The organism is Pedobacter sp. NEAU-ZC8, from assembly GCF_059278965.1.
On record NZ_JCAJXC010000007.1, the window covers coordinates 17,166 to 42,353 of the forward strand.

Below are 25,188 nucleotides of genomic sequence, written 5' to 3' on the forward strand. Positions count from 1 at the left end.
TGGTATCCGGCAAAGTCCATTGTTAAAATTATATGAAAGCTATGCGTACAAGTAAAATATTCTTCCGCTTAATCCTGCTGTGTCTCGTTGCCTTTGGCGGGACCGTAAAGGCAGATCCAGTTTACAATAAAGTCATCGAAACAGACATCTGTATCTATGGCGGCACCTCTGCCGGTGTCATCGCCGCCTATACGGCAAAAAAGATGGGTAAAAAGGTCCTGCTCATTGAACCGGGCAGGCACCTTGGCGGGATGTCTTCTGGCGGCCTGGGTTATACCGATATTGGTAATAAGTATGTCGTAACGGGCCTGGCCAGGGATTTCTACCGCCGTATCGGGCAGCACTATGGGAAGTTTGAGCAGTGGATCTTTGAGCCCAAAGTTGCCGAAGGGATCTTTAATGATTACGCAAAAGCTGCTGGCTTAGAGATATTGTTCAAACACCGCCTTGCGGACGTTAAAAAAGAAGGGAATGTAATTCAGGAGATCCGGATAGAAGATGCTTCCAAGCCCTCCGCACAGACCGACCAGATCATTCGGGCGAAGGTATATCTGGATTGTTCCTATGAAGGCGATTTGATGGCACGGTCCAAAGTTTCGTACGTAGTGGGTAGAGAGGCTAATCAGGAATATAACGAAACCATCAATGGAGTACAGCTTCTTAATGGTCATCAGTTTCCCGATGGCATTGATCCCTATGTTGTACCGGGCGATAAAAACAGCGGCTTGTTGTGGGGCATCCGGGATGCGGAACTGGCACCGATAGGAAGCGGAGATAAAAAGGTGCAAGCCTATAATTTCCGTATTGCACTCAGCAAGGTGCCGGAGAATCGTATTGAGATTGAAAAACCAGAAAACTACGATCCCAAAAAGTATGAGCTGCTCATCCGGCTTAAGGAAAAGCGGCCCTGGAATTCGCTCAACGACGTCATCATTTTGAGCCACATGCCTAATGGAAAGACCGATATCAACAACCGGAATGGGTTTTCAACGGACATGATCGGCGAAAACTGGGATTATCCGGAAGCAGACTATGCCACCCGGCAACAGATTTGGAAGCGACATGAGGACTATACCAAAGGCTTCCTGTATTTTCTGGGTAATGATCCGAGAATACCTGCTAAGATCAGGGCGGAGATGAAATCCTGGGGTTATCCAAAGGATGAGTATACAGATAATGGAAACTGGACACCCCAGTTGTATATCCGGGAGGCACGCCGGATGGTCGGTGAGTTGGTGATGACGCAGCATCACTGTGAAGGGAAGGAAGTGGTGAAGGATGGTGTGGGTATGGCGGCATATACGATGGATTCGCATAACTGTGATCGTCTAGTGGTGAATGGCATGGTGAAAAATGAAGGTAACGTTGAGGTGGGTGGCTTCGGGCCATATCCAATCTCTTACCGCTCCATTGTTCCAAAACAAAGCGAAGCCAGCAATCTGATCGTGCCGGTGTGTCTTTCTGCAACCCATATCGCCTATGGCTCGATCCGGATGGAGCCCGTGTTTATGGTGTTAAGCCAGTCTTCAGCAGTGGCGGCGGCCTTGGCGATAGATGAAAAGATCGCTGTGCAGCAGGTTAACGTAAACAAGATCAAACAGCTGCTGGAAAGTAATCCGTTGGTTGACGGAAGTACGCCGGAGATCCTTGTGGATAATGATCATACCGCCTCCGTACAGGTCACCGGTGAATGGAAAACCGAAAAAAAGGGAGGATACGGTCCGAGCTATTTAAAGGCTGACGGTGATTCGAAGCATTTAAAGACGGTAAAGTACATTCCGACAGTGGTAAAAACCGGGAAGTATGAGGTGTATGTCTATTTTCCAAAGCTGGCTAATTCCAGTGCACGCACTTCCATTGAGGTGTTGGCAAATGGCAAAAAGCTGGAAAAGGTTGTGGACCATGCAGAGATTAAAGTCGAAGGACAAACCTCGGGAGAATGGGTTTCGCTGGGTTCACATACTTTCAGTAAAGGCAAGAAAGGGTATGTTCAGATCTCCAACAAGAATGCAGATGGGGAGACCAGTGCAGATGCTGTGCTGCTGGTTCCATCGAAATCATAAAATAGGATCAAATTATATATGAGATACAATCGAGGTAAGAAGGTACTTTTAACTATAGTAGTTTGTTGTACAATGACCTTTTCCCCTGTCGTACATGGGCAGGATAAAAATCAGGCTAAGCAGTATGACCTGATCATCGTTGGCGGAACACCAGGCGGCATCATGGCTGCAATTTCAGCAGCTAAGCTTGGCAAGACCGCTTTGATCCTGGAAAGAACCGCCCATATTGGGGGGCTGCCTGCTAATGGGCTGGGTGCTACCGACCTGGCAACAAGAGGTGCTACAACCGGGCTTTTCACCGATTTCGTTGCCCGTGTGAAGGCACACTATGTCAAGAAATATGGTGCCAAGTCAGAACAGGTGAAAGCTAGTCAGGAGGGCTATCACTTTGAAGCTTCCGTAGCGGAGCAGGTTTTCGAGGATATGCTTGCTGCACATCGGCAGCATATCGAAGTACGAAAGCTGATGCAGTTTGATGCTGCGCCAACCAATATCAGTCTTTCCGGGCGTCGCATTTCCATGATCAAGGTACTTAACCGGGAAACAAAAGTACTGGAAAGCTTTAGCGGCAAGGTATTCCTGGATGCCACCTATGAGGGGGATCTGGGTGCCGCAGCAGGGATTCCATTCGTAGTAGGGCGTGAAGGAAAAGATGAATACCATGAACCCGGTGCCGGCCAGGTGTACAAATACTGGCGCGGACCGGAGAGTGCAGAAAGTAGCTTTCAGCGCGACAATGCGGTGCAGTCGTATAATTACCGGCTATGCCTGACCAATGATAAAGCGAACAGCCTGCGCGTAGAAAAACCGGAGAAGTACAATCGAGAGGAGTATGTCTCGCTGGTGGAGGACGTGCTTACTGGCCGACATACCGGTGCCAGTATGATGGAAGTGACGGATGCCATGTTGGAGCAAAACCGGGCACATGTGTTGAAAGGCGGCAAAACGCAGATTCCTGGGGATGTCTGGGGTATCGCCAAGATCACCAATATGGTTTCACTGCCGAACAAAAAGACGGATGCCAATAATCAGCATATGGCTTTTATCTCCACTGACCTGCCCGAAGAGAACTGGCCCTGGCCAACCTCTGGCTGGGATTGGCGGGATAAGTTCGCACAGCGCCTGAAGGAATATACCCTGGGATTGATCTACTTCGCACAGAATGACCCTGCGCTGCCGGAACATTTCCGCAATGCAGCATTGGAATGGGGACTGGCGAAAGATGAATACCAGGATAACGCGAACTTCCCGCGACAGGTTTATGTCCGGGAAGGTCGCAGGTTTCAGGGAGTGTATTTCTTTACGGCAAAGGACGCACTACCCATGCAGGAAGGTGCAAGGCCTCCAATACATCCATCCAGCATTACGGCAAGCCACTATGCCCTGGACTCCCATGCGGTAAGAAAACGTGAGCAAGGAAAAATACATCTTGATGGCTTTCTGAGTTATCCTTCCGCTGTTTATACGGTGCCGTTAGGTGTCATTATGCCCAAGGAAGTTGATAATCTGCTGCTGCCGGTGCCCGTTTCAGGAAGTCACATTGGCTTTTCTACTTTGCGTATGGAGCCCTGCTGGATGGCCATGGGACAGGCGGCAGGCGTGACAGCTGCTTTGGCCTTAGAAGCTGGAAATGTGAAAGTCCAGGAAGTTGACCACAGTAAGCTACAGGATGTTTTGGTTGGGCAAAATGCGACCTTGATCTATTACAAGGACGTAAACCCATCTGATCCGGATTTTAAAATGGTGCAGTATATGGGACTTAGAGGGTATTTACCAGGCTGGGAGGCTTCTTTAACTACTGCGGCCTCTGCGGCAGATCTTGAGTTATGGGCTAAACTTTCCAACAATAATGCCTTGAAAGTTGGAAAGAAAAGCACACGGGGAACCTTATTAAAAGAAATTTATTTGTCGCTGCAATCCAAAACTAAATCGTGAAATTAATGGATATGAAACCGCTTAAAAAAACGCTCCAGGCAGAAACCCTGCAGGCGGCAGCCATTGAACCGCTCAACAATAAACGTCTTATCAATGCTGCAATCCTGGTGGCCTCTCTCGGCTATTTTGTGGACATCTATGATCTGCTCTTGTTTAGTATTGTACGTGTAGCAAGTTTACAATCTCTGGGTTTCAGTGGCCAGGAGCTGACCAGTTCAGGCATCTTTCTGCTTAATGTTCAAATGATCGGATTGTTGGTGGGCGGCATTGTCTGGGGTGTACTCGCAGACAAGAAGGGACGCTTGTATGTGCTTTTTGGATCAATATTCATGTATTCTATAGCTAATATTGCCAACGGGTTCGTTTATTCCATAGAGAGTTATGCTTTTTGGCGGTTTATTGCAGGTTTCGGCCTCGCGGGTGAACTCGGTGCCGGTATCACGCTGGTGGCGGAACTGATGCCTAAAGAAAAGCGTGGTTATGCTACGACCATCATTGCCTCGGTAGGCGTAAGTGGCGCAGTGGCAGGCTATTTCATTGCACAATACTTTGATTGGCGCACCTGCTTTTTCATTGGCGGCGGACTTGGGCTTTCTTTGCTGCTGTTGCGGATCGGGGTTGCAGAATCGGGTATGTTCGACAAGACGAAGGAGGATACGGTAAGCCGGGGAAATTTCTTCGCACTATTTGAACGAAGCCGCTTTCTAAAGTACATGCGCTGTATCGTTATTGGTTTGCCCTTATGGTTTGTTGTTGGCATACTCATCACGTTTTCTCCGGAGTTTGGAAAAGCGTTAAACGTGCAAGGCGATGTGAATGCCGGTGCTGCAGTAGCTTGTTGTTACGGCGGTTTGGTCATCGGCGACATTCTCAGCGGACTGCTCAGTCAGTACCTGAAGAGCAGGGTTAAAGTTGTATACATCTATCTTTTTCTGTCCATGGTATCCATTGCGATCTACTTTTTGTCCGTTAGTTCGAGCCTGTTTAACTTCTACCTGATCTGCTTTGTACTGGGGATCTCGGTTGGCTATTGGGTGATATTCATGACCATCGCTACGGAACAGTTCGGTACCAACCTGCGGGCTACGGTGACTACTACCGTACCGAACTTTGTGCGGGGCTCGGTCGTACCGATGTCACTGCTATTTCAATACCTTATAGGTGTTTTTAATGGCTCGCTGGTGGGCTCGGGGATAGTTGTGGGGCTATTGTCGCTGGGCCTTGCATTATGGGCTTTGCACTATATGCAGGATACCTTTTCGAAGGACCTGGATTATATTGAGGAATAGCATATCAGGCAACCTGCCTGTGCTGCCATGACAGTTCAGGACGGTTGCCTGCTTTTCATTGTTTATATTCAAACACTTGGTTCTAAATATATTAAAATGAAAAGAGGTTTAATTATTTTATGCTGTTGGCTTATTGCGTTCACCGCGACTGCACAGGAGAAGCAAATCAATCCTGAACTACTAAACAGGCAGTGGCCATCTCGATGGATCAGTCATCCTGAAGGCCCGCAACGGGATTATGGTGTCTTCCACTTCAGGAAAGTCTTTCAGCTCACAAGCGTCCCGAAAAACTTCGTGGTACATGTTTCCGCCGATAACCGTTACCGGCTGTTTGTAAATGGGAAAGCGGTGTCCATGGGTCCTGCAAGGGGAGATCTATACAACTGGTATTATGAAACCATAGATCTTGCACCGTTTTTAGAAGCTGGCGATAACATTATTGCCGCGAAAGTGTGGAACATGGGGGTGCATGCACCGGTGGCACAGGTTTCCAATCAGACCGCACTGGTGGTTCAGGGAGATAATAAAGAAGCATCCATTGTTAATACCAACAATACCTGGAAAGTATTACGTGATCCTGCTTATTCGCCAGTTTCAACTGATAACGGACAAAGGTTACGCGCCTATATGGTTATTGGTCCAGGCGATAAAGTTGAAGGCGCCCAGTACCCATGGGGCTGGGAGTCTGTTGATTTTAACGATAGCGGCTGGGTAAATGCAGCTGCCATTGCTTCGCCGGCACCTTTCGGTAAAGGCTCGGATAATTTATGGACACTGGTGCCCAGGAACATCCCTCAAATGGAGGAGACACAGCAACGCATCTTAAAAGTGCGCCGTGTGGAAGGCATTGCTAAAGATGAAGGTTTTCTAACTGGAAAAAAAGCGCTGTCGATCCCGGCAAATAAGAAGGTGAGCATCCTGCTAGACCAAACCTTTAATACCATTGCCTATCCAGAACTACTGCTTAGCAAGGGAAAAGGTGCATCCGTAAAAATGACCTTCGCAGAAGCATTGGTGGATGAACAAGGCAATAAGAAGAACCGGGATCAGGTAGATGGTATGCACATCAATGGCAACTATGACATCTTTGTTGCTGATGGTGGTGACAAGCGCCTGTTCCGTCCGCTTTGGATGCGCACGTACCGCTATGTGCAGCTGGATATTGAAACCAAGGATGAAGCACTGCAGATCGATGATATCTACGGTATGTACACCGGCTATCCTTTCGAAGAAACCGCAAAGTTCAGCAGCAGTGATGCTTCCTTGAAAAACCTTTGGGATGTAGGCTGGAGAACCGCCCGTTTGTGTGCCGGGGAGACGTACTATGATTGTCCTTATTACGAACAGCTGCAGTATGAAGCGGATACCCGTATTCAGGCTTTGATCTCCTTATATGTTTCTGGCGATGACCGTTTAGCCAGAAAAGCCATTCTGGATTTCTATCACTCCATGGTACCCGAAGGACTAACCCAGGGGCGCTATCCAAGTAATCGCCTGCAGGTCATTCCTCCTTTCTCCCTATGGTGGGTATCAATGATCTACGACTACTCCATGCACCGGGACGACAAAGCATTTACAGCAGAATTCCTGACCGGCATCTCCAGTGTACTCACCTGGTATGAGAAACATCTGGATCCGGAGAAGGGCATTCTTGGACCTATGCCCTGGTGGAACTTCGTGGATTATACGCATGTTTTTCCAAACGGCGTTCCGGATGGCGCTGATGATGGAAATTCTTCTGTGATCACGTTACAATATGTATATACGCTGCAACAGGCTGCGAAGATCTTTGATTATCATGGTAAAAGCCAGCAGGCAGAGCAATACCGGGCTCTGGCAGCCAAGGTTGCAAAGCGTACTTATGAGCTTTGTTATGATAAATCTAAAGGGCTGATGGCTAACACCCCGGAATTTAAAGCCTACAGTCAGCACGCCAACATTATGGCGGTGTTAACGGATGCTATTCCGAAAGCAGCGCAGCAAGCACTGATGAAAAAGGTTATTGCGGATACCACACTGGGGCCCGCAACTTTCTACTATCGTTTTTACCTGAATCAGGCGCTTAAGGCTGCGGATCTCGCAGATCTGTATTATGGGCAGCTTACACCTTGGCGCGATATGCTGAAAATGGGGCTCACCACCTTCGCAGAAAAGCCTGAACCCGCACGGTCGGATTGCCATGCCTGGAGTGCAAGTCCGAACTACGACTTCCTGGCGACCATCTGTGGCATCATGCCTCAGGATATTGGCTTTTCCTCTGTCCTGATTAAACCTGCCTTAGGGGAGCTGAGCTATGCGAATGGGTCCATGCCACATCCATTGGGGATGATACAAGTGGATTTAAAAAGGAAGGGCAAAACAGGCTTAAAGGCGAAGGTTAATCTTCCTGCGAATCTCAAGGGTAATCTGGTTTGGAATGGAAAGTCCATTCCGTTGACAGGAGGTGCGCAGGAGATCGATCTGTAACAGAGATTAAAATTGTTACACAGGATCAGCCCATCCTAGTCCCTTTCAGGACGGCACAGGTTGCTACTTAGAACCAAACGTAGTAGATTGTCTCCTTAATTTAATATGATGAAGTCTAATGTTTTTAAACTGTTCTCCCTGTGTGTTTTGCTCCTGCCCTTTGGCGCTACTGCTGAGGACAAAGTTGCTGCTCCATATGCATTAATGTGTGAGCATTTAGACCGTCCGGTCGGTGTGGATGCGGCAAGTCCCAGGTTGTCCTGGAAGCTGAATGACAGCAGAAAGGGTGCGAAACAAACGGCCTACAGGCTATATGTAGGCCGGGATTCTGCAGCAGTGGGTCAAGGTAAAGCAGATGCCTGGGACACGCAAAAAGTAAATGCAGATCAAAGCCTGTTGCGATATCAGGGAACAGCATTGCAACCCTTTACGAAGTACTACTGGCTGATCCAGATCTGGGATAAAGATGGAAAACCTGCAAGCAGCACGGTAAGCAGCTTTGAAACTGGCATGATGAACATGGCCAACTGGCAGGGCACCTGGATCAGTGATGGCAACAACATCGATATGCGCCCGGCGCCTTATTTCAGAAAAGTCTTCAATCCGGAAAGCAAGAAGATTAAATCTGCCAGAGCGTACATTGCTGCAGCAGGATTATATGAGCTTTATATAAATGGTGAAAAGGTCGGAAATCACCGGCTGGACCCTATGTATACCCGGTTTGACCGCCGGAACTTGTACCTGACTTATGATGTAACGGCCCAGGTGAAGGACGGCAAAAATGCAATCGGAGTGTTGCTGGGCAATGGTTGGTACAACATGCAATCTATCGCGGTTTGGAACTTCGATACGGCACCATGGCGGGCCAGACCGACCTTTTGTATGGACCTTCGTATTACCTATCAGGATGGTACAACTTCAGTGGTGAAGACCGATGGCGACTGGAAGACAAGCTCCGGACCAGTTGTTTTTAACAGCATCTACACCGCAGAGCATTATGACGCCCGCTTGGAGCAGAAAGGCTGGAATACAGCAAACTTTGATGATCAGAAATGGCGTGGGGTAAGCCTTCGTGCTGCGCCTTCAACACAGGTGGTTTCTCAGCTGATGCATCCCATTCGTGATGTGGAAACGATTCCTGCACAAAGCCTGAAGGTTTTTAATGATACGACCTATGTGTTTGATCTGGGTAGGAATATTGCAGGTGTAACGCAGATTTCCGTTGAAGGGCCGGCGGGTACCTTGGTTCGCATCAAACATGGGGAACGACTGTTGCCGGATGGAAGGGTTGACCTGTCGAATATTGATGTTTATTACCGTCCGAAAGATAATTCTGATCCATTCCAAACAGACCTGTTTACCCTTAAGGGTGATGGAAAAGAAACCTTTAAGCCGAAATTCAACTATAAAGGTTTCCAATATGTGGAGGTAACCAGCAGCAAGCCGATTAAGATCGATAAATCTGGGATCACCGGATATTTCATGCACAGCGATGTACCGGTGGCTGGTAAAGTAAACTCCTCAAGCAGTTTGGTTAACAAACTATGGGCAGCAACCAACAACTCCTATCTATCCAATTTATATGGCTACCCTACAGATTGTCCGCAGCGGGAGAAGAACGGCTGGACAGGTGATGGTCATTTCGCCATTGAAAGTGGCTTGTACAACTTTGACGGGATTACGGTATATGAAAAATGGCTGGCCGACCACCGTGATGAACAACAGCCAAATGGTGTGTTGCCGGATATTATTCCAACTGGTGGCTGGGGCTACGGAACCGCGAATGGGACAGATTGGACCAGTACCATCGCCATTATCCCATGGAATGTTTACCTGTTCTATGGTGATTCCAAGCTGCTTGAGGACAGTTATGAGCCCATCAAAAAATATGTAAACTATGTAGAAAGGATCAGCCCGGAAGGTCTGACAACCTTCGGTCGTGGAGATTGGGTTCCGGTGAAGTCAGAGTCGCCATTAGAATATACTTCGTCGGTTTATTATTATGTTGACGCCGTGATTTTGAGCAAAGCTGCGGCCTTATTCAATAAACCTGAAGATCAACGTTATTACAGCGCGCTTGCCGAAAAGATCAAAGCGGCAATCAACAAGAAATACTTCAATGCACAAACCGCCATATACGGCAGCGGACTGCAAACGGAACTGAGTGTGGCCTTACAATGGAAAATTGTTCCGGAAGGCATGGAGGCAAAAGTTGCAGAGAACCTTGCTAAAAGGGTAAAAGCGGATGGGAACCATCTTGATGTTGGTGTATTGGGTGCGAAAGCAATCCTGAACGCTTTAAGTGAAAATGGACAGGCACAGGCGGCTTACCAACTGGCGGTGCAGGATACCTATCCTTCATGGGGTTGGTGGATCGTAAATGGCGCAACTACCCTGTATGAAAACTGGAACATTCAGGCGGAAAGGGATATCTCTTTGAATCACATGATGTTCGGTGAGATAGGTGGCTGGTTCTTTAAAGGGCTCGGCGGTATCATGATTGACGAACAGCAGCCAGGTTTCAAACATGTGCTGCTTAAGCCCAACTTCGTGCAAGGCCTGGATCATTTTGAAGCGGAGCATGAAGGTCCTCATGGAAAGATCCGGTCGTTCTGGAAAAGACAAGGTAAGAAAGTTAGCTATACGGTAACGGTTCCGGCAAACTCAACCGCAACCGTGTATTTTCCACTGCAAAAGGGGCAACAAGCTTACCAAGGTAAATCTGCAGTTGATTCCGTGTTAAAGCTGGAGGCTGGAACGTACCAGTTTGAAGTTAAATAGGTATTTACAGGATGGGACAGGGTGCCCATAAGAATATCGTTCAAAAGAATGACCATGGCGTGTTCATCGCCGGCCCCTCTAAAACCGCGGATTTTGAACGAAGCCTGGTCATCGGTGCGCATGGCGCACGGTCCCTACTGGTTTTTCTCTTGGAGTAGTCTATGCACGACCTTGTTCAGCGTTAGTCCCTGCACCAGGATCGAGAATACCACCACACAAAAACTTGCCGTCAGGATCAACTCCCGGTAAGGCGAAGGCGGTAGCGAAAGTGCCAGAGCAACAGATATCCCGCCGCGTAGCCCGCCCCAGGTTAATATGCCCACACTGTTGTACTGTATCCTTAAGGAGCGCTTCAGGAACGCGATCGGCAATACAATGCTCAACATCCTTGCTACGAGTAAAATTACAATGGCAAATGCACCTGCAACAAAGTAGTCTGTACTGAAAGATACCATCACCAGCTGCAAGCCAATTAATACAAAGAGCACGGTGTTCAGCAGTTCGTCGAGCAGGGCCCAGATACGCTGCAGGTACTCATTAAGCCTGGATTCTTCATCGTCACTGAAGGGTTTACTGCCAATCAGCAGACCTGCCGCAACTACAGCAAGTGGAATGGAAACATGCAGCATGCTGCCAAGCAGGGAAATCATCATCACCAGGGATAGCGAGATCATTACGATGGTCTGAAAATCGCGGATAACCCGCATCATCCGGTACGCTATTGCGCCAAGCAGCAGTCCCAGCAGTAATCCGCCGAAAACCTCCTGCCCAAATAACAAGGCTGTATGGGTCAATGAGAATTGGCTACCCGGAACCGCGGCAAGTCCCAGAAAGGTAATGAAAAGCACAATGCCAATCCCATCGTTAAACAGGGATTCTCCATTGATGATGGTTTCCAGGCGGCTGGGCATTCTGGTGTTTTTTAACAGGGCTGCAACCGCCACCGCATCTGTAGGGGATACCAGGGCGCCGAACACCAGGCAGTAAATCATAGGTACTTCATGACCCGCATATGATAGCGCATAATGCAGCAGTGCGGCAAATATTAGTGTCGACAATAGTACACCGACGGTGCTGATGATGAGTACACCCTGCAGGTTTGATTTCAGTTTTTTGATATCGAAATGCAATGCACTTGCAAAAAGCAGGAAGCCTAGCAAAATGTCGAGTAAGGTGCTCGAGAAGTCGATTGAGTCACTAAGCTCCTGAATCAGCCGCGTAAAATCAGGCAGCATTTTACCTGCGAAGATCGTAATCAGCGCAGAACCTATCGCGAGCAGCATCACGCCAATTACGCCGGGTAATTTTATCCAGCGAGCATTGATGTAGCTGAATATTGAACTGATCGTAAGTAGCGTAGTTATGACTGCGAAAAAATCCATATTGGCGGCAAAATTGAGTAAATTATTGAATAAACAGGTATATAAACGTGGTAGTTTTTAAGGGAAGGTAATGTACCTTATCCTTACTTTTGTATAGGTTGCTGAAGACCGGTGTTTAGCATTTTACAATAGCATTGATAAAAATGGAACGAAATAATTTTAGTAATTCAGGGATCATGAATTGGGAAAGCTCGTTGCAAATGTTCGAAAAACTACCGGAACTGTACCTGATCCTTTCTCCCGGTAAGAAGGTGCTTACGGCATCTGATGCCTGGCTTAATGCTATGGGGCTATCCAGAACAAGTGTTCAGATCGCTGAGGTCTCCACCTTGTTCAACCTGTACAACACCAGCAACGAATATCTCGCAAGTCGCATTCTAAGATCATTGGATGAGGTCATCGAAACCCGGGAAAGCCGCATCATCGACGCCCAGCAGATCCGTCATAGATACTATGAGATCATCCAGATACCGGTTTTAGACGATCGGCAGGAAATATCCTATATCATCCATAAACTGCTCGACATTACCAGGCTTATCAAAAAGGAGATTGAGTTTGAACGGCGCATCGAACAGGACATCAAACGACTGACAGATACCATAGATCTACTCTCCAGGGTTGAGGAAGCAGGCAGTACCGGCAGTTACCAGCTGGATCTGAAAACCGGGCGCATCAGTTTTTCTGACGGAATGTACCGGCTCTTAGGTTATGAACCAGGTGCTTTCGTGCCCTCCCTGGAATTCCTAAGCTCTATTTCTTACGGAGGTGATGACCAAAAGGTAGCTGAGACCATTGCAGATGCAACAGCCCGAAAAGGCGCATATGAATATACCAGGCGAATTTTTCTTCCGGATGGTGAAATGCGTTACATCCTTAGCAAGGGCAAAGTGATCACTGACCTCGCCGGCGAAAGCTTGTATGTGCTTGGTGTGTCACACGATATTACGGAGCAGAAGCGTTCTGGGGAGGCCCTGCAAAAAGCACATGAGGATTTGCAGAAAAGTAATGCCATGTTGCAGTCGGTGTTTGATGCAACCATGATTGGGATGTCCTTGCTAAAACCGATCCGTAATGGAGCGGGCGAAATCCTGGATTTTGAAATTATACTGGTTAGTAGAGGGCTGGAAAAAGAAACGCAGCGACGCGACCTTGTTGGCAAGCGCTACACGGAAGAATATCCTGGGATAAGAGCCGCCGGCTTGTTCGACCTGATGCTGAAAGTTATGGAAAGTGGTAAACCTGAGCAGCTGGAGTATTATTATCCTTTCGAGGGCTTTAACAAATGGTTCTCCTGCACCTTTGTGAAGCTTGATGGTAGCCTGGTGGCCACGAACCTCGACATCAGCCCCATCCGCGAAGCGGAAGCAAAGCTGCGCACGATGGAAGATAACCAGAAAGCAGAGATCTTCAAAGCCAGCATCCGCACGCAGGAGGAGGAACGGAAGCGTATTGCCGAAGATCTTCGAAATGGCATCGGTCAACTCTTATACGCCGTAAAAATAAACCTCAAACATGTAGAGTCCGGTAAAGCAATTAGTGACCCGGAAGCCTTTCAGCGCTCCAAACAATATACCGACCGCATACTGGCTGAGGCCATCAAGGAAATACGCCGCCTGTCTCACCAGATGACACCGGCGATCCTGGAAGATTTCGGCCTCGAAGAAACGATCATAGAGCTCTGTAAACAGTTTCAGCCTCTTATAGATATCAATTGCAGGGTGACTGGTATAACCAGCAGGCTCGACGGTTATGTGGAAGTGTCCGTTTATCGCATGGTGCAGGAACTGCTCATGAATGTGATCAACCATGCCAAGGCTAGTGAAGCGATCATCGATATCAAAAAAGATGGCGCTACGCTGGAGGTCCTTGTTCAGGATAATGGTGTTGGATTCAATCCTGAGCAAGCCGGAAAGCAGGGCCTCGGCCTGGCTACCCTCATGAATAAGGTGCGGCTGCTCAATGGAACAATCCATATTGAAGCCAGTGCAGGCACTAAGGTGAGCATCAAACTACCCCTCGAGGCATCGTTTTAAGCTAAAATACTACAAGCTTTTGTACGAAATTGCACGGTGTCCATGGTATATATTTGAAAATGTATAACTTTATTTGTTATTCGAGCTTGTAGCCTGGCAATCACGCTATTGAAGGCTGCTCAAATCAAGATAAAATCAAATATAAAAATGGAGAGACGCTTAGCGATCAAACAAATATTATTCATGGCGGGTGGTATGGCACTACTCCCATCCTGTTTAAGGGACTCCGGTAAATCCTCAATTGCACTCACCAACATAGACGTAAGCCTCGATCAGGAACAGCTGCTTGCCGATATTTCGGAAACCATCATACCTGAAACGAAAACACCAGGTGCTAAAAGCCTGAATCTGCATCTGTTTACGCTAAAGATGCTGGATGACTGCTACGAAAAGGAAGATCAAAAGTTATTCTTTGAAGGGATGGATGCGCTGCAGGACCGCTCGGAGGCACAGTTCTCCAGAAGCTTCCAAAAGCTGACCGTCCCGGAGCGTGAGCAACTGCTGGTAGGCATTGAGAAAGACGAGCAAGCACCTGCTGCAATCAAGAAGTTTTATGACATCACCAAGTCTAAAACCATCGAGGGCTATATGAGCTCAAAATATGTGATGACCAATCTTATTGTTTGGGAACTGGTACCAGGAAGATGGAACCCATATTACCCTGTTAAATCTGCTTAATACTTAAAAACTACAATGTCTAATATTAATATAGATAGCCAAAAAACGAATACTTACGATGTAATCGTTATTGGCTCCGGAATAAGTGGCGGCTGGGCTGCTAAAGAGTTCACAGAAAAGGGTTTAAAAACGCTGGTTCTGGAACGAGGACGCGATGTTCAGCACATCAAAGACTATCCAACGACAAACATGTACCCCTACGAATTTGACCACCGCGGACAAATTCCTTTGGCCATTCAAAAAGAGAACCCTATTGCCAGCAGGTGTTATGTTTTCCGCGAGGATGCCATGCACTTTGTGGTGAAGGACAATGAACATCCATACCAGCAGGAAAAGCCCTTTGACTGGATCCGTGGCTACCAGGTAGGCGGTAAATCGCTGCTTTGGGCGCGACAAACCCAACGCTGGAGTGACCTGGATTTTGAAGGTCCGGCACGCGACGGCTTCGCTGTAGACTGGCCGATCCGTTATGCCGACCTAGCACCATGGTACAGCTATGCAGAACGTTTTGCCGGTATCGCTGGTAACAAAGACGGGCTGCAGGAGCTTCCCGATGGCGAGTTCCTGCCAGGATTCCCGCTAAATGCTGTGGAAGACTACTTCAAAGGCGTGGTAAGTAAAAAATATCCGAACCGGCATGTCATCAGTGCACGATGTGCACACCTTTCCAAGCCGAATCAGATTCACTTGGATCAGGGTAGGGCAAAATGTCAGAACAGAACGCTTTGTCAGCGTGGCTGTCCCTTTGGAGGCTATTTCAGCAGCAATGCTTCTACGCTACCATGGGCCGCAAAAACCGGAAATCTTACCTTGAGGCCAGATTCTGTGGTAGAATCCATCATCTATGACGACAAAAAAGAAAAAGCAACGGGTGTACGTGTAATTGATGCCAATACAAAGCAGGAAATGGAGTTCTATGCGAAGATCATCTTCGTTAATGCTGCGGCTTTAAACACCAACCTGATCCTGTTGAATTCCAAATCCAACCGTTTCCCGAATGGGCTTGGGAATGATAATGGCCAACTGGGCAAGTTTGTGGCTTTCCATAACTACAGCGCAAGGATCAGCGCGGAATATGATGGCATGCTGGAGTGGTCTACCGACGGCCGTAACCCGGCTGGTGGCGGTTATCTGCCAAGGTTCCGTAACCTGCTGAAGCAAGAAACGGACTTCAAGCGTGGTTATGCTGCCGGCTTTAGTGCCAGACGTTCCGTTAACCGCGACTCCAGCGGTGTTGGTGCAAGCTTAAAAGATAACCTGGCCAAAGCACCACTTGGCCCTTGGCAGGTTGGTTCGCACATGATGGGTGAAACCATTCCTAAAGAGTCCAATTTCGTAAACCTGAGCAAGGATAAAAAAGATGCCTGGGGCGTGCCATTGTTGAATATCTCGGTAGACTACGATGAAAACGACCGTTTAATGAAGAAGGATTATATCGAGCAGCTGTCTGAAATGTTTACCGAGGCAGGCTTCAAGAACATCAAGGTTAATGACTCCTCACAAGCACCAGGACTGGATATCCACGAAATGGGTGGAGCCAGGATGGGGCATGATCCAAAAACTTCCATCCTGAATAAATGGAATCAGGTGCATGCCTGTAAGAACGTTTTTGTGACTGATGGTGCCTGCATGACTTCAACCTCTACACAGAACCCTTCCTTAACCTACATGGCACTCACTGCCAGAGCGGTAGATTACGCGGTGAAATCGATCAATAAATTCGAAATATAAAATATAGAAAAAGCTATGGCCTCTGAGACAATTAAACCTGTCTTAGGGGCCATTTTTAGTTTAGATTGTACTTGTCGTTCCGGATATTCACCACATTGGACGTGAACAGGATACCAACAATTAGAATTCCGATTAAGATCGCAAGTGCAAGTTGCAGGTTCGAGTAAATCTTCGTGCCGGATACGATCTTCTCCGTCTGTTCGATGATCTCATTGCCAACTTGTTTTTGCGTGTCAATAAGTTTGGTCAGGTGCATGGTTGCACTGCTGAACATCCTTTTCCCCCGATCTTCATATAGCCTTAAGGCTGCTGCTGCCTGGTTGTTGTAAATGTTGCTAACCAGATCTTGTTCCATGCGGAGGATGGAACTCAGGTTCTGCTTTAAATCCTGCAACTGTACTTTTTCCTGCTGTACCAGATAGGTCTTCTCGTATTTCTGCAACAGGGAATCGATGTTGTGATTGTATCTGCTTAAATTATGCTTCAGTCCAAGCTCGTCCGCTACCGCATTGGAATACAGAACACTTTCAATGATGTTCCGGCGTGCATATAAGTTCTCTACAATGTGGTAAAGGTCCATCGCCGGGATCAGCCGGTCGTTGTATAGCGTAATGAAAGATTCATTCATGTTTTTAACACTCTTGTCTTCCAAGATGCGGATCAGAACAGAACAGGTCATGATGAAGAACAGCAGCACTGCTATCTTGACCTTTTGTTTCACAGAATAGGCGAATCTCATGGCTATTTGGTTAAGAATTAACCAAGATAAGCATTATTGTGGAGATGTCTTTTTTCATCTGTTTGCAATATTAAATCGCGAAGCCTTCAGCTGCGGATCTGGACTCATATTTGTTAGTGTAATTTGTACACTAACACGTACCTTTGTGTAAATCTCTCAAATCCTATGAACAAGCGATTATTACCCCTTACAATTGGAGGCTTTAGCCTGGGAATGACCGAGTTTATGATGATGGGCGTACTGCCTGATGTCTCTAAATCTCTTGATATTTCCATCCCTACTGCAGGCCATTTGATATCCGCCTATGCACTCGGCGTTGTTATTGGTGCACCATTGATGGTAGGTTTGTTTTCTAAACTGCCGCCGAAGAAGGTACTCATCGGACTGATGCTGATGTTCGGTATCGTCAATGCACTTTTCGCCTTATCGCCATCCTATGAATTTCTGATGATCACCCGTGTCATGGCAGGTTTGCCACACGGTGCTTTCTTCGGTATAGGAGCAGTGGTTGCCAGTCAGCTGGCCGAGCCTGGAAAGGAAGCCCGTGCAGTATCCATGATGTTTGCCGGTTTAACCATTGCCAACATCATTGGCGTTCCAATCGGAACCTATATTGGTCATAATTTTAGCTGGCGTTTATCCTTCTTCATCGTTGCTGCCTTTGGTTTAATTACTGCAGCCACAACCAAACTGTGGTTACCGGCAATAAAGAACAAAAATGAAGGTACTTTCAAGGACAGTCTGGCAGTTTTCAAAAACGTAGATCCCTGGTTGATCATTGGTATTTCGGCAATCGGTACCGGCGGGATGTTTGCCTGGATCAGCTACATTGCGCCCTTGATGACTGAAGTGGCAGGTTTCAGCAACAACAACATCACGGTGATCATGATCATTGCAGGTGTGGGTATGGCTGTGGGTAACTTCATCGGCGGCCGTCTTGCAGATAAATTCTCACCGTTGATCACAACCACAATACTGCTTTCAGCCATGGTACTGTCCTTGTTCGTGATTGCAGGGGTTTCACAATATCAGCCAGCGGCCATTGTCATGACTTTTGTAACAGGTGCTATTGCCTTCGCCGTGATCGCACCGATGCAAATGCTGATGATCAGTGCGGCTAAGGGCTCTGAGATGATCGCTTCAGCGGTATTGCAGGCAACAGCAAACTTTGGAAACGCCATAGGTGCTTTCCTTGGAGGCCTCCCGATTGCTGCCGGTTACGGTTATACGGCGCCGCAGTATGTTGGTGCAGCGCTTGCTGCAGTGGGTATTGGCTTTTGTATGCTGTTGATGGCTAAGCAACGGAACACCGTCTTGGTTAAGGGATAAGGATTCGGGCTTGTACATCATTTTAATGCTTACTTTTGCATTTTCTACCTGATATGGCTACAAGCATCCGTTTTTTCGATTTCTCCCAAAAAGTAAACTACAGAACTGAAATATTAGCCGGCCTCACTGTCGCAATGACGATGATGCCCGAGTCACTTTCCTTTGCCATTCTGGCGGGATTTCCACCTCTTGCCGGTTTATATGCCGCTTTCATCATGGGCCTTGTGACCTCCATTTTCGGCGGGCGGCCAGGTCTGATCTCGGGTGGTGCAGGTGCCACCGTCGTGGTATTGATCGCGTTAATGAAGTCCAATGGCATTGAGTATGTTTTTGCTGCAGTCGCGCTTGCAGGGGTCATCCAAATCTTAATTGGTGTGTTTAGGTTCGGTAAGTTCATCCGGTTGGTGCCGCAACCAGTCATGTATGGCTTCGTGAACGGTTTAGCGGTAATCATTTTCATGGCACAGCTGGAGCAGTTTAAAACCGTGGTCAACGGAGAAACCGTCTGGCTTACGGGGCAGCCGCTGATGATCATGGCTGGCCTGGTTGCTTTGACCATCGCGGTGGTGTTTATTTTTCCAAGAATTTCGAAAGCTGTTCCACCTTCCCTGGTGGCCATAATCGTCGTATTTGCGGTGGTACTCGGCTTTGGTATACAGACCAAAACCGTCAGCGACATCGCCTCTGTGAGCGGTGGTTTCCCGCCTTTTCATATCCCAAACATCCCCTTGACGCTGGAGACCTTACAGATCATCTTCCCGTATGCGCTGATCATGGCAGCGGTGGGGCTTACTGAAGGTTTGCTTACCCTGAACCTGGTAGATGAGATTACCTCAACCCGGGGTAACGGGAACCGGGAATGTATTGCTCAAGGCAGTGCAAACATGCTGAACGGCTTTTTCTTCGGCATGGGTGGCTGCCCGATGATTGCACAAACCCTGGTGAACCTTTCCGCTGGCGCCCGCGCCAGACTCTCGGGAATCGTAGCTTCACTAACGATCCTGCTGATCATCCTTTTTGGTGCGCCCATCATTGGTCGCCTGCCCATGGCAGCATTAACCGGTGTGATGATCATGGTGGCCATTGGTACCTTCGAATGGATGAGCTTCAAGATCATCAACAAGATGCCTAAGCAGGATATCTTTGTCGGCGTACTTGTAGCGCTGATCACCATATGGCTGCATAACCTGGCCCTGGCCGTCCTGATCGGCGTGATTATTTCGGCCCTGGTTTTCGCCTGGGAAAGTGCCAAACGCATCCGTGCCCGGAAGTACATCGACGAGCAGGGGGCAAGACATTACGAGATATTAGGTCCGCTTTTCTTTGGTTCTGTTGCTGCTTTTAACGAGAAATTTGATGTGGCAGGAGATCCTGAAGTGGTGATCATCAATTTCCGGGAGAGTAAGATCACGGACATGTCTGCCATAGATGCCCTGCATAAATTAACCCAGCGTTATGCGCAGGCAGGCAAAACCTTGCATCTGCGGTACCTCAGCGAAGACTGTAAGGTGCTGCTTAAAAACGCCGCTGCAGTGATCGATGTGAATGTTGATGAAGACCCTACTTATCATGTAGCGGTAGACCGCCTGAAATAAGTTTAAACTTGCGTATATTCAAGTATGAATATCGCAGAACTAATCTCCAGGCATTTGCTGGATGTATATGCCGGACAGAACTGGACCGAAGTGAACCTGAAGTCTACACTTGAAGGCATTACCTTTGAGGAGGCATCTCAAACCACCCCCGCATCTGCCAACACGATCGCTGGCCTGGTACATCACCTGGCTTTCTGGAACCGCGTAATGGCACAACGAAGCCGCGGTGAAAAGGTCGAAATCCCCGAATCTAATGGCTTTGATAATTCACCACTGGCCAATGAAGATCATTGGCAGAGCCTGAAACAGGACTGCTTCAAGTCTGGTAAAGTCCTCGCTGAGGCGATCAGCAGGCTTAGTAATGAGCAATTGCAGCAAGCCATCCTCCCGGGTTACCCCAGCGCTTATAAAAGTCTACAAGGTGCGGTAGAACACGTCCATTATCACCTCGGCCAGATCGTGATCTTGAAACAACTGATTAGGGCATTAAACGAGAAAATGTAACGACTTAATACCCAATTCATCCAGGGAGCAAATGGGAGGTATAACTTTTGAGGCTTTGCGGCCGATTAAAGCAGCTATCCCTTTACATGCAGCAATTTCAGCAGGAAAAACAACTTGCCATTATTTATACCGCAAAGACAGTGGTGATGCTCTCGCTGCTGTTTGTATGCTGCGGACTCATTTTTATCAGTTCCTGTCTTCTGGGCCCAGAGGCTGGTTCAAACCCCAAAGCAGTACGATCTCCAACACCAAAAACGGCGCCAGCCGGTAATCAAGGTACCATACAACTAGCTGCCAATTCCGGTTTATGGAAGGCTCCCCAGGAGGAAGAAATTCCCGCGGGTGCAACAGGAGAGGCCATTCGCTACGGTCGGGAGCTGATTGCCAATACCGGAAAGTACTTCGGGCCAAACGGTAAAATTGCGGCAATCTCCAATGGCATGAATTGCCAGAACTGTCACCTGAATGCGGGCACAAAGCTGTTCGCAAACAACTACTCCGCCTTTTTCGCCAACTATCCTAAGAAAGGCGCGCGATCGGGGAAAACCGATCAGGTAACAGACCGCATCTCTGACTGCTTTCAGCGCAGCCTCAATGGCAAGATGCCCGACAAGTCTAGCAAGGAAGTGCAGGCGATGATCGCTTATTTCAAGTGGGTAGGACAGGGGCAGAAAAAAGGTGAGAAGCCTGAGGGTACGGCCACCGAAAAGATCCCATACCTGGATCGCCCTGCAGATCCGAAGAAGGGATTGCTGGTGTACCGGAAGCATTGCCAAAGTTGTCATGGCGAAAATGGGGCCGGGCAGAAGTCTGAAGATCAGTTGAGCTATATCTATCCGCCTTTATGGGGTGAAAACAGCTATAATGATGGTGCGGGCATGTACCGACTAAGCAATTTTGCAGGATTTGTGAAAAATAACATGCCCTATGGGATCGACCATAACAGTCCCTTGCTGAAAAATGAGGAAGCCTGGGATGTTGCGGCCTATGTGAACAGCCGGCCGCGGCCCCACCGGGAACAGCGCAAGGATTATCCGGACCTGTCGAAGAAACCAATCGATGCGCCCTACGGCCCTTATCCCGATCCATTTTCTGCAGAACAGCATAAGTATGGACCTTTCCAACCGATCGTAACCTATGCGAAACAGCTGCAGCCCAAAGTTGAGGTTAACAAGGGGTTGACAAGGCCTTGACAAGGCGTTGACCTGGCCTTGGCAAGGCTAGAGCCGGCTGAACCCCCTGTGAACCCTTTGGCAAGACCCTGTGTGCCCCATGTTTGATGCTTAGCACATGGTTATTACTGGCTTTGCGATAAAGAAGTTACCTCGGTATACACTTAAAGCCATATATTCAAAGCAAATAATTGACACATTTGTGTTTGAGACGCTCCTGGAGAAAACTAACATTAAACCTTAAATTGTAAATGAAGACCTTTAAACCGCTAATTGCTTTAACGATCCTGGCCCTGCTGAGTACCACTGCATTTTCGCAGAAGAAAAAACCGGCCACGAAGTCTGGAAATCCAATTTTTCCAGGCTGGTACGCAGATCCTGAAGCCCGAATCTTTAACAATACCTATTGGGTGTATCCAACCTTCTCTGAAGAATATGGTGAACCTAAAAAGAACCAGAAGCCGCGGCAGCTTACACCGGAGCAGCTGGCATTGCAGAAAAACACCATCAATCCGCAGTACCTGAGACAAACGTTTTTGGATGCTTTCTCTTCCAAAGATCTGGTAACCTGGAAAAAACACCCGAATGTGCTGGATATTAAAGACGTGAAATGGGCTGCTTATTCCATCTGGGCACCCTCAATTACAGAAAAGAACGGTAAGTACTACCTGTTTTTTGGGGCGAATGATATCCAGAATGATGAGCAGCTGGGTGGAATTGGCGTTGCCGTTTCCGACAAACCTGAGGGACCCTTTGTGGATCATATTGGCAAGCCGCTGATCGATAAGTTCCATAATGGTGCGCAGCCGATCGACCAGTTCGTGTTTAAAGACGTAGACGGACAATATTATTTGCTTTATGGTGGCTGGAAACACTGCAATATTGCAAAACTAAATGATGACTTCACCGGTTTTATTCCCTTTGATGATGGAACGGTTTTCAAGTCGATTACACCTGAAAACTTTGTGGAAGGCGTATTCATGATCCATCGTAAAGGTAAGTATTACCTGATGTGGTCAGAAGGTGGCTGGATGGGGCCTGATTACAGTGTAGCTTATGCGGTGGCCGACTCCCCAATGGGGCCGTTTAAACGTGTGGGCAAGATCCTGCAACAGGATCCGGAAATTGCAAGAGGTGCTGGCCACCACTCGGTGATCAACACACCGGGCACGGACGACTGGTACATCTTTTATCACCGCAGACCGCTGACCACGAAAGTCGGTTATCATCGTGAAACCTGTGTAGATCGCATGTATTTCGATGAAAACGGCATGATCCTTCCGGTGAAAATCACCACAGAAGGTGTTGAAAAAAGAAAGTTAAAATAAACCTGATGCAAAATTTACAAGCGGTATTGTTTGACCTGGATGGGACCTTGATAGACTCTGAATATTTTCATTATAGCTGCTGGATGGATATCCTGGGCACCTTTGAAATCTCGGTATCTTACGAGGAATGGGCGAAGACCTATGCGGGTCACCCATTGCCTGACAATTGCCGCGTGATTAAAGAAACCTTTAAGCTTGATATTGATCTGCAGGAGCTGATGGACTGGCGGGAGCGTCTGAGCCGGGAAGGTTTTGCAACAAAGGACATCAGGCTCATGCCTTATGCAGCAGAAGCTTTAGCCTACTTTAAAGAAAAAGGCTTGAAGATCGCGTTGGTAACGGCGAGCCCGAGAGACAATGTGAAGATCATCTTTGGGCGCAATGGCCTGGGGCATTACTTCGATACCATGGTTACACGCAGCGACGTGGAGCTGAGTAAACCAGACCCGGAGAGTTATCTGAAGGCTGTAGAGGCCCTCGGTGTAGAGAAAGCCGCATGTCTGGCTTTTGAAGATACGCTGAATGGCTTGCGGGCGGCGAAAGGTGCCGGTGTAACCTGTTATGCCATACAGCATGATGAAACCCAGCATTCGCTGTTAAGCATCGCAGATAAGATATTTTTGAGCCTCGACCAAGCTATTACAGCCTTGGAGGCAGAAAAACTTGTATAGTTAAGCTACTGATATAGAGAAAGGCCCGGGTTTTCCGGGCCTTTCTTGTTTATACTGGAAAGTATTGTTTAAGCTTTTGGGTCATAAGAAAGATCGAAGCCGATATCTTCTCTGAAGTATTTACCGTCGAAGTAAATCCTTGCGGCATCGGCGGTCGCAGATTGCAAGGCATCAAAGAAGGTATCCTGCAGGCTGGTGATCGCAATTACACGGCCACCGTTACTTTTTACCTGTGCACCATCGGTGATGGTTCCGGCATGGAAAGCGATGGATTTGCGGATGTTTTCAATGCCCGTGATGGCTTTGCCTTTTTCGTAGGTGCCAGGATAACCCCCAGCGACGATCATGATGGTTGCTGCACTTTTGTCGCTGATCTTCAGCTCGACTTCGTTCAGGCGTTTCGCTGCAGTGGCTTTGAACAATTCTACCAGGTCAGATTCAATGCGTGGGATCACACTCTCGGTTTCCGGATCGCCCATGCGGCAGTTGTATTCAATAACAAATGGCTTCTCGTTAACTTTTATCAGTCCGAAAAAGATAAAGCCAGTATAGTCGATATCATCTTTTTTCAAACCTTCAATGGTTGGTTTGATGATCGTGTCTTCCACTTCTTTCATGAACTCCGGTGTTGCAAAAGGAACTGGTGATACGGAGCCCATTCCGCCGGTATTCAAGCCAGAATCGCCGGTGCCGATGCGCTTGTAGTCCTTCGCTTCCGGCAGGATCACGTAGTTGTCGCCATCGGTTAATACGAACACGGAGAGCTCGATGCCTGAGAGAAACTCTTCTACCACAACGGTTGATCCGGCATCGCCAAATTTACCGCTCAGCATGAGTTTTAGTTCTTCCTGTGCTTCTGCATTGTTGTCCAGGATCAGTACCCCTTTACCTGCTGCAAGTCCGTCTGCCTTAAGCACGATCGGCGTTGCATGGTGTTCCAGGTAAGTTAAACCTTCTTCCAGCGTAGCTGCGGTGAAAGTTCTGGAGCCTGCGGTAGGAATGCCGTGACGTACCATGAACTGCTTGGAGAAATCCTTGCTGCCTTCCAGGATGGCACCTTCCTTTTTCGGACCGATCACCGGGATATGTGCGATGCTAAGGTCTTCCAGAAAGTAATCGTGAATACCATTAACTAAAGGTTCTTCAGGGCCGACAACCACCATTTCTATGTTTTCTTTGAGCACCAATGCCTTTACGGCAGCGAAATCATTGGGATTAAGTGGCACGTTTTTGCCGTATGCAGCAGTTCCGGCATTTCCGGGTGCAATAAATAGCGATGTACAAGCTTCAGATTGGCTAATCTTCCAGGCGAAAGCACTTTCTCGGCCGCCAGAACCTAATATTAAGATATTCATATGGACAAAGATACCGGTTTGAGGAACTTTATCCAGTTTATGTTTAATTAATACAAATAATACAATTGGCGCCTCAACAAAGTACAGGATATTTCGTATTTTTAGCGGCGACAACTGCCATAATGACCTGTATAGGC

At 47.8% G+C, this 25,188-nt stretch carries 18 protein-coding genes; 15 read left to right on the forward strand and 3 right to left on the reverse strand.

Translation table 11 applies throughout. From position 1 onward, the window contains the following. Positions 1 to 41 precede the first annotated feature (41 nt). The 6 genes from AC5WJX_RS07270 (at position 42) to AC5WJX_RS07295 (ending at position 10,692) form a co-directional block, all read left to right on the forward strand. Entirely contained in the window at positions 42 to 2,063 is a 2,022-nt protein-coding gene (locus AC5WJX_RS07270) for an FAD-dependent oxidoreductase (protein WP_494483992.1), read from the forward strand. Positions 2,064 to 2,135: 72 nt separating this feature from the next. Beyond that, positions 2,136 to 3,998, forward strand: a complete 1,863-nt coding sequence (locus tag AC5WJX_RS07275) for an FAD-dependent oxidoreductase (protein ID WP_494483993.1) — start codon at positions 2,136 to 2,138, stop codon at positions 3,996 to 3,998. Between the two features lie 11 nt (positions 3,999 to 4,009). Then, positions 4,010 to 5,287 (forward strand): MFS transporter, encoded by a 1,278-nt coding sequence (locus AC5WJX_RS07280; protein WP_494483994.1) that lies wholly within the window; start codon positions 4,010 to 4,012, stop codon positions 5,285 to 5,287. A gap of 96 nt (positions 5,288 to 5,383) precedes the next feature. After that, entirely contained in the window at positions 5,384 to 7,753 is a 2,370-nt protein-coding gene (locus AC5WJX_RS07285; protein WP_494483995.1) for an alpha-L-rhamnosidase-related protein, read from the forward strand. A gap of 105 nt (positions 7,754 to 7,858) precedes the next feature. Next, positions 7,859 to 10,534, forward strand: a complete 2,676-nt coding sequence (locus tag AC5WJX_RS07290; RefSeq protein ID WP_494483996.1) for a glycoside hydrolase family 78 protein — start codon at positions 7,859 to 7,861, stop codon at positions 10,532 to 10,534. Between the two features lie 11 nt (positions 10,535 to 10,545). Next, positions 10,546 to 10,692, forward strand: coding sequence for an LUD domain-containing protein (locus tag AC5WJX_RS07295; protein WP_494483997.1), 147 nt, complete (start codon positions 10,546 to 10,548; stop codon positions 10,690 to 10,692). Here the strand turns inward: AC5WJX_RS07295 and AC5WJX_RS07300 are convergent. Beyond that, complete coding sequence (locus tag AC5WJX_RS07300) at positions 10,669 to 11,916, reverse strand: cation:proton antiporter (RefSeq protein ID WP_494483998.1); 1,248 nt, start codon at positions 11,914 to 11,916, stop codon at positions 10,669 to 10,671. The genes AC5WJX_RS07295 and AC5WJX_RS07300 overlap by 24 nt on opposite strands. 143 nt (positions 11,917 to 12,059) lie before the next feature. Here AC5WJX_RS07300 and AC5WJX_RS07305 point away from each other — a divergent pair, with 143 nt between their 5' ends. The 3 genes from AC5WJX_RS07305 to AC5WJX_RS07315 all read left to right on the forward strand — a co-directional run bounded on the left by AC5WJX_RS07305 (position 12,060) and on the right by AC5WJX_RS07315 (position 16,358). Then, a complete protein-coding gene (locus AC5WJX_RS07305) occupies positions 12,060 to 13,949 on the forward strand; it encodes a PAS domain-containing sensor histidine kinase (protein ID WP_494483999.1) in 1,890 nt (629 codons plus the stop codon). Positions 13,950 to 14,096: 147 nt separating this feature from the next. Then, positions 14,097 to 14,627, forward strand: a complete 531-nt coding sequence (locus AC5WJX_RS07310) for a gluconate 2-dehydrogenase subunit 3 family protein (RefSeq protein WP_440428361.1) — start codon at positions 14,097 to 14,099, stop codon at positions 14,625 to 14,627. 15 nt (positions 14,628 to 14,642) lie between these two features. Continuing rightward, positions 14,643 to 16,358 carry a GMC oxidoreductase gene (locus tag AC5WJX_RS07315; protein WP_440428360.1) on the forward strand — a complete coding sequence of 572 codons (1,716 nt, stop codon included), beginning with the start codon at positions 14,643 to 14,645 and terminating at the stop codon, positions 16,356 to 16,358. Between the two features lie 55 nt (positions 16,359 to 16,413). Here AC5WJX_RS07315 and AC5WJX_RS07320 read toward each other — a convergent pair whose 3' ends face one another. Further along, the gene (locus AC5WJX_RS07320; RefSeq protein WP_440428359.1) at positions 16,414 to 17,097 is read right to left on the reverse strand and encodes an MCP four helix bundle domain-containing protein; all 684 of its coding nucleotides are present in this window, start codon (positions 17,095 to 17,097) and stop codon (positions 16,414 to 16,416) included. 165 nt (positions 17,098 to 17,262) lie between these two features. On the opposite strand from AC5WJX_RS07320, the gene AC5WJX_RS07325 reads away from it, so the two are divergent. The 6 genes from AC5WJX_RS07325 to AC5WJX_RS07350 all read left to right on the forward strand — a co-directional run bounded on the left by AC5WJX_RS07325 (position 17,263) and on the right by AC5WJX_RS07350 (position 23,696). Continuing rightward, positions 17,263 to 18,426, forward strand: a complete 1,164-nt coding sequence (locus AC5WJX_RS07325; RefSeq protein WP_494484000.1) for an MFS transporter — start codon at positions 17,263 to 17,265, stop codon at positions 18,424 to 18,426. Positions 18,427 to 18,479: 53 nt separating this feature from the next. After that, the gene (locus tag AC5WJX_RS07330; RefSeq protein ID WP_494484001.1) at positions 18,480 to 20,021 is read left to right on the forward strand and encodes a SulP family inorganic anion transporter; all 1,542 of its coding nucleotides are present in this window, start codon (positions 18,480 to 18,482) and stop codon (positions 20,019 to 20,021) included. A 24-nt stretch (positions 20,022 to 20,045) separates the two neighbouring features. Further along, positions 20,046 to 20,525, forward strand: coding sequence for a DinB family protein (locus AC5WJX_RS07335; protein WP_494484002.1), 480 nt, complete (start codon positions 20,046 to 20,048; stop codon positions 20,523 to 20,525). Between the two features lie 86 nt (positions 20,526 to 20,611). Continuing rightward, on the forward strand, positions 20,612 to 21,718 hold the full coding sequence (locus tag AC5WJX_RS07340) for a c-type cytochrome (RefSeq protein WP_494484003.1): 1,107 nt from the start codon (positions 20,612 to 20,614) through the stop codon (positions 21,716 to 21,718). Positions 21,719 to 21,948: 230 nt separating this feature from the next. After that, the gene (locus AC5WJX_RS07345; protein WP_440428354.1) at positions 21,949 to 23,025 is read left to right on the forward strand and encodes a glycoside hydrolase family 43 protein; all 1,077 of its coding nucleotides are present in this window, start codon (positions 21,949 to 21,951) and stop codon (positions 23,023 to 23,025) included. Positions 23,026 to 23,030: 5 nt separating this feature from the next. Further along, complete coding sequence (locus AC5WJX_RS07350) at positions 23,031 to 23,696, forward strand: HAD family hydrolase (RefSeq protein WP_494484004.1); 666 nt, start codon at positions 23,031 to 23,033, stop codon at positions 23,694 to 23,696. A gap of 68 nt (positions 23,697 to 23,764) precedes the next feature. On the opposite strand, the gene purD is transcribed toward AC5WJX_RS07350, so the two are convergent. After that, positions 23,765 to 25,051, reverse strand: a complete 1,287-nt coding sequence (gene purD, locus AC5WJX_RS07355) for a phosphoribosylamine--glycine ligase (protein ID WP_494484005.1) — start codon at positions 25,049 to 25,051, stop codon at positions 23,765 to 23,767. Positions 25,052 to 25,188: the final 137 nt, after the last annotated feature.